Annotated in this window: 12 protein-coding genes; 4 read left to right on the plus strand and 8 right to left on the minus strand. The window is 74.8% G+C overall.

What is annotated here, in order from left to right; translation table 11 throughout:
* Positions 1–31 precede the first annotated feature (31 nt).
* A complete protein-coding gene (locus CLV28_RS04220; RefSeq protein ID WP_100421968.1) occupies positions 32–958 on the minus strand; it encodes a LysR family transcriptional regulator in 927 nt (308 codons plus the stop codon).
* 73 nt (positions 959–1,031) lie between these two features.
* Here CLV28_RS04220 and CLV28_RS04225 point away from each other — a divergent pair, with 73 nt between their 5' ends.
* Positions 1,032–2,102 carry an EamA family transporter gene (locus CLV28_RS04225; protein ID WP_100421969.1) on the plus strand — a complete coding sequence of 357 codons (1,071 nt, stop codon included), beginning with the start codon at positions 1,032–1,034 and terminating at the stop codon, positions 2,100–2,102.
* Here CLV28_RS04225 and CLV28_RS04230 read toward each other — a convergent pair.
* A complete protein-coding gene (locus CLV28_RS04230) occupies positions 2,062–4,197 on the minus strand; it encodes an acyl-CoA dehydrogenase family protein (RefSeq protein ID WP_100421970.1) in 2,136 nt (711 codons plus the stop codon). The two genes, CLV28_RS04225 and CLV28_RS04230, sit on opposite strands and share 41 nt — an antisense overlap.
* A complete protein-coding gene (locus CLV28_RS04235) occupies positions 4,194–4,913 on the minus strand; it encodes a TetR/AcrR family transcriptional regulator (RefSeq protein ID WP_100421971.1) in 720 nt (239 codons plus the stop codon). Before CLV28_RS04235 ends, CLV28_RS04230 begins: the two co-directional genes overlap by 4 nt.
* Positions 4,914–5,130: 217 nt before the next feature.
* Between CLV28_RS04235 and CLV28_RS04240 the strand changes: the two genes are divergently transcribed.
* From CLV28_RS04240 to CLV28_RS04250, 3 genes are read left to right on the plus strand one after another with little or no spacing between them, the layout of a single operon-like run.
* Positions 5,131–6,534: an acetyl-CoA C-acetyltransferase gene (locus CLV28_RS04240; protein ID WP_100422402.1), complete on the plus strand. Its 1,404-nt coding sequence runs from the start codon at positions 5,131–5,133 to the stop codon at positions 6,532–6,534.
* Positions 6,535–6,537: 3 nt separating this feature from the next.
* Positions 6,538–7,899 carry a 3-oxoacyl-ACP reductase gene (locus CLV28_RS04245; RefSeq protein WP_100421972.1) on the plus strand — a complete coding sequence of 454 codons (1,362 nt, stop codon included), beginning with the start codon at positions 6,538–6,540 and terminating at the stop codon, positions 7,897–7,899.
* Positions 7,896–8,843: a MaoC family dehydratase gene (locus CLV28_RS04250; RefSeq protein WP_100421973.1), complete on the plus strand. Its 948-nt coding sequence runs from the start codon at positions 7,896–7,898 to the stop codon at positions 8,841–8,843. Before CLV28_RS04245 ends, CLV28_RS04250 begins: the two co-directional genes overlap by 4 nt.
* A 27-nt stretch (positions 8,844–8,870) precedes the next feature.
* Here CLV28_RS04250 and CLV28_RS04255 read toward each other — a convergent pair whose 3' ends face one another.
* From CLV28_RS04255 to CLV28_RS04275, 5 genes are all read right to left on the minus strand, one after another.
* Positions 8,871–9,209, minus strand: a complete 339-nt coding sequence (locus CLV28_RS04255) for a hypothetical protein (RefSeq protein ID WP_157802488.1) — start codon at positions 9,207–9,209, stop codon at positions 8,871–8,873.
* A 20-nt stretch (positions 9,210–9,229) separates the two neighbouring features.
* The gene (locus CLV28_RS04260) at positions 9,230–9,817 is read right to left on the minus strand and encodes a hypothetical protein (RefSeq protein WP_100421975.1); all 588 of its coding nucleotides are present in this window, start codon (positions 9,815–9,817) and stop codon (positions 9,230–9,232) included.
* A gap of 145 nt (positions 9,818–9,962) precedes the next feature.
* Positions 9,963–10,565 (minus strand): GNAT family N-acetyltransferase, encoded by a 603-nt coding sequence (locus tag CLV28_RS04265; protein ID WP_100421976.1) that lies wholly within the window; start codon positions 10,563–10,565, stop codon positions 9,963–9,965.
* A gap of 81 nt (positions 10,566–10,646) precedes the next feature.
* A complete protein-coding gene (locus CLV28_RS04270) occupies positions 10,647–11,309 on the minus strand; it encodes a hypothetical protein (RefSeq protein WP_100421977.1) in 663 nt (220 codons plus the stop codon).
* 167 nt (positions 11,310–11,476) lie between these two features.
* The gene (locus tag CLV28_RS04275) at positions 11,477–12,907 is read right to left on the minus strand and encodes an aminotransferase class V-fold PLP-dependent enzyme (RefSeq protein WP_100421978.1); all 1,431 of its coding nucleotides are present in this window, start codon (positions 12,905–12,907) and stop codon (positions 11,477–11,479) included.
* Positions 12,908–12,934: the final 27 nt, after the last annotated feature.

A 12,934-nucleotide genomic window follows, 5' to 3' on the forward strand; every position in this document is an offset into this window, starting at 1 on the left:
CGGCCGGGACGCACCGCCGTCCCGGCGCAGGTCACCGGCCCGGGTCACCGGCTCGGGACGGGGCGTCCGACGTACCGCGCAGGCGGTCGCGCACGGCCGCGACGGCGGGCGAAGCGGTCATGCTCGCGCGCCACACGACGTCGACGGGTCGGGTCGGCTCGGGGTCGCGCACGGGGACGGCGACGACGTCGGCGGGCAGGCGCCCCCGCCCGAGCCGTGGCACGAGCGCGACCGCGAGGCCGCGCTCGACGAGGGCGACCTGCGACGCGAACTCGACGCACCGATAGTCGACCCGCGGCGCGCGCTCGGCCCCGCGGAACATGTGGTCGAACCACGCGTGGCAGATCGTGCCGGGCGGCGTCGAGACCCAGGCGTGGTCGGCGAGCTCGGTCGGGGTCACCCACGCACGGCCCGCGAGCGGGTCGTCGCTGTGCACGAGCACGTCGGCGGTGTCGACCAGCACGCGCTCCGACCGCAGTCCTGCCGGGATGCGCAGCCCGATGCCCTCCCAGTGGTGCACGAGCGCGACGTCGCAGCGGCCCGCGGCGACCTCGGCGACGGCGTCCCACGGGTCGATCTCGCGGACCTCGACGTCGAGGCCGGGGGCGGACTCGCGCAACCCCGCGAGGAGGTCGGGCACGAGCCCGCGCACCGCGGTCGCGAACGCCGCGAGTCGCACGAGCCCGACCGGGCGGCCCTCGTCGGCGTGCAGCCGGGAGCGGAGCTCCTCGACCTGGGCCGCGAGCGCGCGCCCCTCGGCGGCCAGGCGCCGGCCCGCGGCGGTCAGCACGACGCCGCGCCCCGCGCGCTCGAGCAGCACCGCGTCGACCTGTCGCTCGAGCCGCTTGACCTGCTGCGAGACCGCGGACGGCGTGAACCCGAGCTCGGTCGCGGCGCCGCCCACGGACCCGCAGCGGTCGACGGCCACGAGCGCCTCGACGGCGACAAGATCGATCATGCAGCGATGCTACCGAGTTCTGCTCACGAAGGTTTGCTGGACCTGCACGGTCAACGGCGACCAGGATCAGCCCATGCCCCCTCGCCACGTCGCCCTCGCCACCCTCGTCGCCGTGATCTGGGGCGTGAACTTCGTCGTGATCGACCTCGGGCTCGACGGGTTCCCGCCGATGCTGCTGCTCGCCGTGCGGTTCGTCGTCGTCCTCGTCCCCGCACTCTGGCTCGTCCCACGACCACAGGTCCCGTGGCGCGACGTCGTGCTCGTCGGGGCGTGCATGAGCCTCGGACAGTTCACGCTGCTGTACACGGCGATCGCCGTGGGCTTGCCCGCGGGGCTCGCGTCGCTGCTGCTCCAGGCGCAGGTCGTGCTGACGATCGTGCTCTCGGCGGGCGTGCTGCACGAGCGGCCGACACGTCCCCAGGTGATCGGGGTCGCGATCGGCGCAGTCGGGCTCGGGATCGTCGCCGTCGGACGCGCCGCCACGACCCCCGCGCTCGGCGTCGTGCTCGTGGTCGGCGCCGCGACCTCGTGGGCGCTGGGCAACGTCGCGGCCCGGCGGGCCGCCGCACGCGGCACCGGCACCCGGCCGCCCGGCGACACCTCCACGCGGACGCCGGACGCCGCACCCGCGCGCGGCGCCGGGCTCTCGATGACGGTGTGGTCGGCGACCGTGGTCCCGGTGCCGCTCCTACTGCTCTCGCTCGTGGTGGACGGTCCGGCCGAGGTCGCCCACGCGCTCGCCCACCCGACGCTCGCCGCGGCGCTCGCGACCGCGTACACCGCGTGGGTCGCGACCCTCGTCGGCTACGGGATCTGGAACACCCTGCTCGCGCACCACGCGTCGTCCGCGGTCGTGCCGTTCGCGATGCTCGTGCCGGTCGTCGGGCTCGCGTCCGCCTGGGCCGTGCTCGACGAGCTGCCCAACGCGTGGGAGGCCACGGGCGGTGCGGTGCTGCTGCTCGGGGTCGCCGTCGCGACGCTCGTGCGTCCACGACCACGACCGCGGTCACGCCCGCGCACCCGGCCCCGCCCGCGGGCGCGAGCCGGACACGCCGAGGGCGGCACCGCGCCCGCAGGCACGGCGCCGCCCTCGGCGGTGCGGGTCAGGCGCGCTTCGCGGCCTTCTTCTGCGACTTCTCGCTGACGGGCGCGTCGCCGCTCGCCCGCAGCGCGCGGTAGTACGCGCGCGCCTCGTCCTGGCGCTCGGCCTCGGCGCCCGAGGCGATCTTGGCGCGCAGGTGCTCGGGGCCGAACCCCCAGGCGTCGACGAGGTCCTGCGCGTGCGGACGCAGGCGCACGAGCAGACGGTCGATGTAGCTCGTCACGGTACGTGCGCGCTGCGACGAGATGCGGCCGTTGATCAGGTACCAGGCGAGGTTGCGCTCGACCAGCGTGAGGCCGAACAGGTCGCGCACCGTGGTCAGCACGGCTCGCGTGCCCTCGTCCTCGATCCCGGCGAGGGCCTGCGTGAACGCCTCCCAGCGCAGCAGGTCGGCATGGGCCTTCGCGGCGTCCACGAGCGCGACCTGGTGCTGGTTGAAGATCTCGGCGGCCTTGACCGGGTCGGCCTTCTGCGCGGGGCGCAGCGCGAGCGCGACCTCCTCGACCATCGCGTCGACACGCTCGGTCAGCAGCGCACGCTGCGTCTCCTCCTCGCGCAGGTGGCCCGCGGCGCGGCGCACCGAGCCCGAGTCGGCGAGCGCCTGCGCGGCGCGGCGCAGCGGCGTGCGGTGCATCGCGGCGTCCGCGGCCTTCTCGACCACGTACCGGGCCATGCCGCCGGGCGTGATGCCCTTCATGGCGCGCGCGTAGTCCGAGAGCAGGCGCTTGCCGACGAGCTGGAGCAGCACCGTGTTGTCGCCCTCGAACGTCGCGTAGACGTCCATGTCGGCGTGCAGGCTCGTGATGCGGTTCTCGGTGAGGAACCCCGCCCCGCCGCACGCCTCGCGCGTCTCCTGCAGGGTGTCGAGGGCGAACCGCGTGCTGGTCGCCTTGAGCGCGGCGGCGGTCGTCTCGAGGTCCTCGCGCGTCTCGGGCGTGTCCTGCTCGCCCGAGAACACCGAGTGGAACAGGTCGAGCAGGCGGTCGTGCGCGAAGTGCGTCGCGTAGGTCTCGGCGACGCGCGGGAGCAGGCGGCGCAGGTGCGTGCCGTAGTCCATGATCACGACCTCGTCGGTGCCCGGGCCTGCGAACTGGCGCCGCTGGTTCGCGTAGGTCACGGCGATCTGCAGCCCGATCTTCGACGCGTTGGACGCGGCGCCGTCGAGCGAGACGCGGCCCTGCACGAGCGAGCCGAGCATCGTGAAGAACCGGCGCCCGGGGCTGTCGATCGACGACGAGTAGGTGCCGTCCTCGGCGACCGCGCCGTAGCGCGAGAGCAGGTCGGCGCGCGGCACGCGCACGTGGTCGAAGTGCAGCCGGCCGTTGTCGACGCCGTTGAGGCCGCCCTTCTGGCCGTCGTCCTCGCCGCCGATGCCCGGCAGGAACGCGCCGGCCGTGCCGTCGGCGGCCACCTCGCGGATCGGGACGTAGAAGCAGTGCACCCCGTGGTTGACGCCGCGGGTGATGAGCTGCGCGAACACGGTCGCTGCCGTGGCGTGCACCGCCGCGTTGCCGAGGTAGTCCTTCCAGGCGGCGCGGAACGGCGTGTGGAGGTCGAACTCCTGCGTCTCGGGGTCGTACGTCGCGGTCGTGGCCACGGCGGCGACGTCCGAGCCGTGCCCGGTCTCCGTCATGGCGAACGCGCCCGGGACGCTCAGGTCCATCGCGGCGGGCAGCAGGCGGTCCTGCTGCTCCTCGACGCCGAGGTGCAGGATCGCCGAGGCGAACAGGCCCCACTGCACGCCGGCCTTGATCTGGAGCGACGGGTCGGCCGCGACGAGCTCCTCGAACCCGGCGAGGTTGGCGCCCGGGTTGTTCCCGCCACCGAGGCGCTCGGGGAACGCGAGGTGCACCTGGCCCTTGGCGGCGAGCGCCCGGCACTGCTCGAGCACGCGCTCGCGGTGCTCCTCCTTGCTCTGGCCCTCGATCTTGTGGAACGCGCTCTCGCCGGCGGTGGCGCGCGCGCTCGCGCGCAGGTCGGCCCAGCGGCCGAGCAGGTGGGTCGAGAGCCACGCGACGTCGACGCGGCCCTCGGCGGCCTCGTGGTGCAGGGCGGACGACGTCGCGCGCCCGGTCCCGGCGGTGCCCGTCGTGGTGTTGGTGGTGGTCTCGACCGGTCGGTCCGACGTGGTGGTCATGAGTTCTCCCTGGCTGTGGTGGTCGCCGTGGTGCTGTCGTGGTGGTCGGAGAGGACGCCGACGGGCCCGAACCAGAGCCAGTCCGAGACCTGCTCGGTGAGCGCCTCGCGCGTCGGGGTGCCCGGCCGGTCGCGGTGGCCGAGCCACCACTCCCCCGCGCCGCGGACGAAGCCCACGGCCCCGGCGGCCCAGGCTGCGGCGTCCGCGGGCGCGACGTGCGCGACCTGCGCGAACGGCTGCGCGACGAGCTCGGTCACGGACTCGAGGAACGCGTCCAGCGGCGCCTTGACGGGGGCGCCGTCGCCGTCGGTGCCGACGATCACGCCGGTCCGCGTGACGAACCAGTAGACGTGCGGCGACTGCTCGATCATCTCGAGGTAGACGCGGACCATGGCGCGCAGCGCGCGCTTGGGGGTGCCGGCCTCCTCGGCCGCGCGGGTCAGCGCGTGGTGCATCTGGACGCCGACGTCGTTGCCGATCGCGACCTGGAGCCCGACCTTGTCGTCGAAGTAGCGGTAGATGATCGACTTGGAGGTCCCGGACTCGGCCGCGATCTCGTCCATCGACACGCCCGGGCCCTTCTTGTGGACGGCCTTGCGCGCGGCCTGCACGAGCTCATGCCGGCGCGCGGCGCGGTGGTCGTCCCACCGGGTCGACCGGCCGTCGGTCGACGGCGGCGCGGACCCCGGCCTGGTCCTGGTGGTCTCGTTGCTCACGGTGCGGCTCCTCGTGCCCGACGTCGGTGTCGTCCCTAGGCTGGCGGCGTCGGCCGCGCTCGGGGCGCGGGCCTGTGACGGGCCTCACGCGAAACTCAGAGTATCAGGTACTGTGAGTCAAGGACACCCCGTGACGTCGTCGTGCGCGCACGAGGCAGGGACGACACCGACGACGCACCACGACCACCCGCACAACGATGCGAAGGAGCACGACGCCGTGGCCCCCAGGAACCCAGCCCAGCCCTCCCCCACCCCGGGGCAGCCGACCGGAGGTCTCCGCGACGCGGTGATCGTCGGCGGCAACCGCGTGCCGTTCGCACGCGCGGGCGGCAAGTACTCGCGATCGAGCAACCAGGAGCTCTTCACCGCCGCCCTCGAGGGGCTCGTCGCACGCTTCGGGCTCCAGGGCGAGCGGATCGGCGAGGTCGTCGGCGGCGCGGTGCTCAAGCACTCCCGCGACTTCAACCTCGTGCGCGAGTCGGTGCTCGGCTCGTCGCTGTCGCCCCAGACCCCCGCGTACGACCTCCAGCAGGCCTGCGCGACCGGCCTCGAGGCCGTCGTCACGATCGCCAACAAGATCCGGCTCGGCCAGGTCGAGTCCGGCATCGCCGGCGGCACCGACACCGTCTCGGACGCGCCGATCGCCGTGAGCGAGGGCCTGCGCCGAGCGCTGCTCGAGGCGAGCCACGCCAAGAGCGCGGGCGCCCGCGTCAAGGCGTTCACGAAGGTCCGCCCCAAGGACCTCGCACCCCTGACGCCGTCGACCGACGAGCCCCGCACCGGGCTCTCGATGGGCGAGCACCAGGCCATCACGACCGCCCGCTGGGGAATCACGCGCGAGGCGCAGGACGCGCTCGCGCTCGCGAGCCACCAGCACCTCGCCGCCGCCTGGGACTCCGGGTTCTTCGACGACCTCGTGACCCCGCACCGCGGCCTGGTGCGCGACCAGAACCTGCGCGCCGACACCTCGCTCGAGAAGCTCGGCGGCCTCAAGCCCGTGTTCGGCACGCGCCTGGAGACCGCACCCACCATGACCGCCGGGAACTCCACACCGCTGACCGACGGCGCGTCCGCCGTCCTGCTCGCCTCGCGCGAGTGGGCCGCGCAGCGCAACCTGCCCGTGCTCGCGCGCGTCGTGGACGCCGAGACCGCGGCCGTCGACTACGTGCACGGCCACGAGGGCCTCCTCATGGCGCCCGCGCACGCCGTCCCCCGCCTGCTCGCGCGCCAGGGGCTCGGCCTCGAGGACTTCGACTTCTACGAGATCCACGAGGCGTTCGCCTCGACCGTGCTCACCACGCTCGCCGCGTGGGAGGACGACGAGTACTGCCGCACCGAGCTCGGCCTCGACGGCGCGCTCGGCAGCATCGACCGCGAGCGCCTCAACGTCAACGGCTCGTCCGTGGCCGCGGGTCACCCGTTCGCCGCGACCGGCGGGCGGATCGTCGCGACCGCCGCCAAGCTCGTCGCGGCCCGCGCCGCGCAGACGGGCCGCCCGGCCCGCGCCCTGATCTCGGTGTGCGCCGCGGGCGGCCTCGGCGTCGCCGCGGTCGTCGAGTCCGCTGGCGGCGTCGAGCCCACCGCCACGACCACCACGACGTCCACCGAGACGGAGGCCTGAGCCATGACCGACTCCTACCTCAACGCCGTCAACGCGGGGTTCACCAAGACCCTCGCCAAGAAGCTCGGGCTGCCGCAGCCGGCCGTGCTGCGCCGGTACGAGCCGGGTGCGCCGCTCGTGCCCGGCCCGGTCCTCGTCGTCGGCGGCACGCCCGGCGTCCACGACGACGCGGACGACGTCGCCGCGGCCCTGCTGCGCTGGGACCTCGACGTGCGCCAGGCGCCCGCCGACGCGTCCGAGCGCTGGGGCGCCGTGGTCGTCGTCCTCACGGGGGCCGAGCGACCGGGCGACGTGTCGCAGGCCGTGCTGGCGGTCGCCGGGCACCTGCGCTCGCTCGCGCGCGGCGGTCGAGTCGTGGTGCTCTCGCGCGCTCCCGGGGACGACGACGCGCCCGCGATCGCCGCGACCCGGCAGGGCGTCGACGGGTTCGTGCGCTCGCTCGCCAAGGAGCTGCGCGGCGGCGCGACCGGCAACGGCGTGCAGCTCACCGCGGGCGCGCAGGTCGGCGACCCGGCCGTGCTCGCGGCGCTGCACTTCTTCCTGTCGGCGAAGTCCGCGTTCGTGGACGGCCAGCTGCTGCGCGTCGGCGACGGTCCGGCGTGGGACGCGAGCGGGTTCGACTGGTCGCAGCCGCTCGCGGGGCGCGTCGCGGTCGTCACCGGGGCCGCCCGGGGCATCGGCGCCGAGGTCGCGCGCACGCTCGCGCGCGACGGCGCGAAGGTCGTCGTGGTCGACGTCCCCGCGGCGGGCGAGGCCCTGACCGCGGTCGCCAACGAGATCAAGGGGACCGCGCTCCAGCTCGACGTGACCGCGGACGACGCGGGTGCGCGCATCCTCGAGCACGCGCGCGCACGCCACGGCGGCCTGCACGTGCTCGTGCACAACGCCGGGATCCTGCGCGACAAGCTGCTCGCGAACATGACGCCCGAGAAGTGGGACGCGGTGATCGCGGTCAACCTCGAGTCGCAGCTGCGCATCACGGAGCACCTCCTCGAGGTCGGCGGGTTCTCCGAGACCCCGCACGTCGTGTCGCTCGCCTCGACGTCCGGCATCGCGGGCAACCGGGGGCAGACCAACTACGGGTTCTCGAAGGCCGGCGTGATCGGCCACACGCGCGCGCACGCCCGGCTGCTCGCTCCGCTCGGCGGCACCGCGAACGCGGTCGCCCCCGGGTTCATCGAGACCGACATGACCGCTTCGATCCCGCTCGTGCCGCGCCAGGTAGCGCGTCGCGCGTCCTCGCTCCAGCAGGGCGGGCAGCCGATCGACGTCGCCGAGGCCATCGCGTTCCTCGCCTCGCCCGGCACGACCGGCATCAGCGGTCAGGTGCTGCGCGTGTGCGGGCAGAACCTGGTGGGCGCGTGACGGCCCCTGCGGGCACGCGGGTCGAGATCCTCGCCGAGGTCCCCGCGCTCGGGCGGTCGTTCGCCCGCGGCGCGGCGGGCTCGGCGGTCGACGCCGCCCGGCGCACGCTCCCGGGCGCCCCGGGCGGTCTCGCGCTGCCCGAGGTCGCGTACCGGGTCGAGCACGTCGCGACCGACCTGCCGGACGTCGCGGCCCGGCTCGCCGCGTACCGGCGGGTCGTGGGCGAGCCGCCGCCGACCGGCCCCGTCGATCACCTGCCCGCGGGGTTCCTGCACGTGCTCGGGTTCCCCGTCGCGACGGCGCTCATGGTGCGCGGCGACTTCCCGCTGCCGCTCGTCGGCCTGGTGCACCTCGCCAACGCGGTCACGCTCACGCGCCCGGTCGCGCTCGGCGAGACCCTGCGCGTGACGGCGTGGGCCGAGAACCTGCGCCCGCACCGGCGGGGCGTGCAGGTCGACCTCGTGACCGAGGTCGCGACGTCCGGCGAGACGGCCTACCGCGGCGTGTCGACGTACCTGGCCAAGGGCTTCACCCTGCCGGACGACGTCACTGCGGCTGCGTCGTCCGGCACCGACGACCGACGCGAGACCTTCGTCGCTCCGGTGCCCACCGCACGCTGGCGGCTGGACGCGGGCACCGGGCGCGCGTACGGCGCGGTCTCGGGCGACCGCAACCCGATCCACACGTCGGCGCTGGGCGCGAAGGCGTTCGGGTTCCGGCGGGCCATCGCGCACGGCATGTACACCGCGGCGCGCGCGCTCGCTGAGGTCGGCCCCGCGCGGGGCGACGCCTACGACTGGTCGGTCGAGTTCGCCACGCCCGTGCTGCTGCCCGGCACGGTCGACGTCGCGATCACGCGCGGCCCGGCAGGGTTCGACTACGTCGGCTGGGACGCACGGCACGGTCGGCCGCACCTCACCGGGACGGTCACGCCCCGCGCGTGACCGTCCTGCCCGCGGTCAGGTCGCTCGTCAGCCTCCTGACTGCGGGTTCTCCTCGAGGTAGCGGGCGCACTCGTGAGCGCCGAAGCGTTCTCCGTCGACCGTGAACGACTCCAGCACCCCGTCAGCGACGACCGATCCCGGGGACACGAGCTCCCATCCATCGACGAGATCGCTGACTGGTGCGCCGAGGAGCACGCAGCCTGCCGCGACGAGACCGTCCCGCGGGATGTCACCCGCATCGACGACGTAGGTCGTGTCGCCCTCGGCGGTAGTCACGACGAGCTCGTGGCTCGCGTCCCCCGCCTGGCACCCGCCGACGAGGAGCGCGGCAGCGACCACGAACGCGCCGCAGGACGGCCCCCGCACGAGCACACGTCTCACTCTGCTCAGCCCTTCGTGGCGAGCCGGTACGCCGCGACCTGGCGCTCGTAGTAGCCGACCTCCGCGCTGCACAGCCGCACCACGATCACGATCGCGAGCACCGCGCCGCCGATCGTCAGGAGCACCGCGAAGCCCGACGTCCCGCTGAAGAGCTGGACGACGTCCTCCACGACGCCGACCAGGAGCAGCACCACGAGCGTCACGCGGGCCCACCGACGCCCGCGCAGGGCCAGCACCGCGAGCCAGAGCTCGAGCCCGACCAGGACGAGCGTCGTCACCGCGGCCACCCACAGCGACGCGATCAGCGACGCGGGCGCGCCGTACTCGGCGGCGATCGAGCCGATGATCGCGAGCGAGATGAGCCCGAGAGGCGTCGCGATCGCAATCCACACGCGGAGCATCCGGATCGCCTTGCACAGCACGTCGGGCTGCATCGGCGCACGCGGGCCCGGGGTGCCCTTCGGCGCGTCGGGTTCCTGGGGCCAGCTCAGTCCGTAGCCCTGCGAGCCGTGCGACTGCGGTCCGTAGCCCTGCGTTCGGTCGGTCTGCGGTCCGTAGCCCTGCGTCCCGTTGCCCTGCGGATACGTGCTCACGTCGTCCCCCTGCGTCGATGGTGCGGGCCCGGCCGGGCCACGCGGCCATCCCATCGAACGTGCGGCACGGCCCGCTCGGGCGCCCACGGAGCAAGACGCCGCGTCGTGAGGTCGGCGCCCGCCAGGCGGTGCGCCTCGGAGCCGCCTACGCGATGTCGGGCATCGCCAGCACGTTCGTGCCGAGGATGCGCCCGAGCAGGCCGAGCTCGACGCCCGGCCACTCGGGGGCGAGGATCGAGAAGCACACCGAGTCGGCGCGCGAGCCGTCCCACGCGGTGCGGTGCGCCCGCATCACGCCCTCCTCGTAGGCGCCGAGGCGCCGCATCGCGGCGAGCGAGCGCGTGTTGCGCACGTCGACGCGGAACCCGACGCGGTGCACGTCCCACACCTCGAACGCGTGCTGCAGCATGAGCCACTTCGCGACCGGGTTGACGAGCGTCCCCCACGTCGAGCGCGCGTAGAAGGTGCGCCCGATCTCGACGCGACGGTCGTCGGCCGAGTGGTCGCGGAAAGCGGTGCTGCCGACGACCTCGCCGGTGTCGGTGCGCAGCACCGCGAACGCGACCACGTCGGCCGCTGCCTGGTTGCGCAGCACGTACTCGACCATGCCCGGGATCCCCACGGGCAGGGGACCGCTCATGCCCGCCCACATCGCCTCGTCGACGATCCCGGCGAGCGCGGGGGCATGGCTCAGGGCCAGCGGTTCCAGGCGGAATCCGTGGCCGTCGAGGTGGACGTGGTGCTCCATGAGGAAAATGGGAGCACACCGCAGGCCCTCTCGACTAGAGGGTTCGAGGTACCTGTTCGCAACGCCCGGTGAACTCTCGCGCTACGACGAGGTGGACGCCGCGTGAACCGCCTGGCCGCAGGGGGTCTGCGCGACCGGGAGCAGCACCGCGGTGCGCCCGTGGAGCAGGCCGCGCTCGCCCGTGAGCACCACCTGCCGGCGCGTGAAGATCCCCTCCCGGAGCCAGCTGTCGACCTCCCAGCGACCCCGCACGGACGGGTCGGCCAGGAGGCGTGCGGCGCGCTCCCGGTGCTCGTGCGCCGCCGCGCGCTCGACGACGGCCTGGGCGAGGGCGCGCTCGCACAGCTCGTCGCCGAGGTGGTCGGCGGCGTCGTCGTCGGTGCCGACCGCCGTCTCGAGGTCGCTCGGCGGGTACATCACGTCGAACGGCCCCTCGGGGCACGTCGAGCAGCCGACGCCCGAGCCGACGAGCTGGAGCGTCGACCCGTGCCCGGCCTGCGCGGGGGTGACGACGAACTCGCGTCGGCTCGCCGCCTGCTCGAGGCGCAGCGCGACGCCCTCGTGCGTCGCGGCGTACCGGCGCAGCGCGAGGGACGCGCGCGCCGGGTCGGCCGGGCCGGTCGCGATCGCGCAGCTCGCGAGCCCCGCCGGGCCGACGACGGACTCGGTCCGCCCGTCGGGCAAGCGGACGGCGTAGGTGAACTGGGGGAGATCGGGGGTCGCCGACGGCAGGACGTGGCTCATGAGGGTCTCCGGGGTGCGGGAGGGGTCGCGACGTCGCGCAGGGTCGCGGAGGGGACCGAGCGCGGGACGGCGTGCAGGGTCGTGCGCGGGGCCGCGCGTGCAGGGGTCGTGCGCGCGACGGCGTGTGCGGGTGGCGCCGGTCAGGCCCGGCGCGGGCGTGGTGCGGGTCAGCCGTCGGCGGGCAGCGGGCCGCAGCCCGCGGACTCCGCGATGAAGCCCGCGGCGGCGGTCGCGAAGAGCCCGCTGAGCCCGGAGCCGGCAGGCACGGGACGCGGGTCGTCGACGACGGTCCAGAGGTTCTCGACGATCGCGTACTGCGCACGCGGGCCGTCGGCGACGAACGACGCGAGCGCGCCGATGAGCCGCTCGACCTCCTCGCCCGCGGTCCCGACGCCCACCGAGGCGCGGATCGCCCCACCGTCGAGCCCGAGGCGCGAGAGCAGCGGGTGCGCGCAGAACCGACCGTCGCGCACCCCGATGCCGTGCTCGGCCGAGAGGTACGCGGCGACGAGCCCCGGGTCGTGGTCCTCGACCACGAACGTCACGACGCCGACCGGGTCGGTCGCGTCGTCCCACGCGTGCACGACGTGCACGCCCTCGAGAGCGTCCAGGCCGTCGACGAGCCGTGCGCGCAGCGTCGCCTCGTGCTCGGCGAGCGACGCCGGGTCGACGGTCGCGAGCGCCTCGCACGCGGCGGCGAGCGCGACGGCCCCGATCACGTTGGGCGAGCCGGCCTCGTGCCGCGCGGGCGCGGGGTGCCACGTCGTGGCGTCGACGCGCACGTTGCGCACCGCGCCGCCGCCCGCGAGGAACGGCGTGCCGGTGTCGAGCCAGTCGCGGCGGCCCACGAGGGCACCGGCCCCGAACGGCGCGTAGGTCTTGTGGCCCGAGAACGCGACGTAGTCGACGCCCGTGGCCTCGAGCGAGAAGCGGCGGTGCGGCACGAGCTGGGCGCCGTCGAGCAGCACGCGCGCCCCGGCGTCGTGCGCGAGGCGCACGAGGTCGGCGACGGGCAGCGACTCGCCCGTGACGTTCGAGGCGCCCGTGACGGCCAGCAGCGCGTAGGGGGTGCGCGCGAGCTCGCCCTCGATCGCGTCGAGGGTCGCGGCGACGGTCGCCCCGCCCGTCAGGACCGTCGCGGCGCCCGTGCGCTGCCAGGGCAGGAAGTTCGCGTGGTGCTCGACGTCGAGCACGAGCACGCGCCCGGGCGTGCCGTCGGCCTGGGCGGGCACGCAGCCCGCGAGGAGGTTGAGCGAGTCGGTCGTGTTGCGCGTGACGATCGTGACGTCGTCCGCGCGCGCCCCGACGAACGCACCGATGCTCTGCCGCGACGCCTCGTAGAGGGCGGTCGAGACCTGCGAGAGGTAGCCCGCGCCGCGGTGGACGCTCGCGTACAGCGGGAGCACCTCGCTCACGCGTGCCGCGACACTCGCGAGCGCCGGAGCCGAGGCCGCCACGTCGAGGTTCGCGTACCGCACGCTCGTGCCGTCGACGAGGGGGACGAACGTGTCGCCGCTCGCGACGGGAAGGACGGGTGCGACGTCCTGCACCGTGCCGGGGGCCGACGGACAGGTCGTGTCGATGGTCTGTGCGCTCATGGTGCTCCTCCGAGATCTCGGGGACGC

The sequence above is a fragment of the Sediminihabitans luteus genome (genome assembly GCF_002797595.1).
GTDB classification, from domain to species: Bacteria; Actinomycetota; Actinomycetes; order Actinomycetales; family Cellulomonadaceae; genus Paraoerskovia; species Paraoerskovia lutea.

Excerpts from the sequence above, each read along its gene's own strand:
- CLV28_RS04220 (WP_100421968.1), bottom strand. The coding sequence starts at position 958 with ATGATCGATCTTGTCGCCGTCGAGGCGCTCGTGGCCGTCGACCGCTGC.
- CLV28_RS04225 (WP_100421969.1), top strand. The coding sequence starts at position 1,032 with ATGCCCCCTCGCCACGTCGCCCTCGCCACCCTCGTCGCCGTGATCTGG.
- CLV28_RS04230 (WP_100421970.1), bottom strand. The coding sequence starts at position 4,197 with ATGACCACCACGTCGGACCGACCGGTCGAGACCACCACCAACACCACG.
- CLV28_RS04245 (WP_100421972.1), top strand. The coding sequence starts at position 6,538 with ATGACCGACTCCTACCTCAACGCCGTCAACGCGGGGTTCACCAAGACC.
- CLV28_RS04265 (WP_100421976.1), bottom strand. The coding sequence starts at position 10,565 with ATGGAGCACCACGTCCACCTCGACGGCCACGGATTCCGCCTGGAACCG.
- CLV28_RS04270 (WP_100421977.1), bottom strand. The coding sequence starts at position 11,309 with ATGAGCCACGTCCTGCCGTCGGCGACCCCCGATCTCCCCCAGTTCACC.
- CLV28_RS04275 (WP_100421978.1), bottom strand. The coding sequence starts at position 12,907 with ATGAGCGCACAGACCATCGACACGACCTGTCCGTCGGCCCCCGGCACG.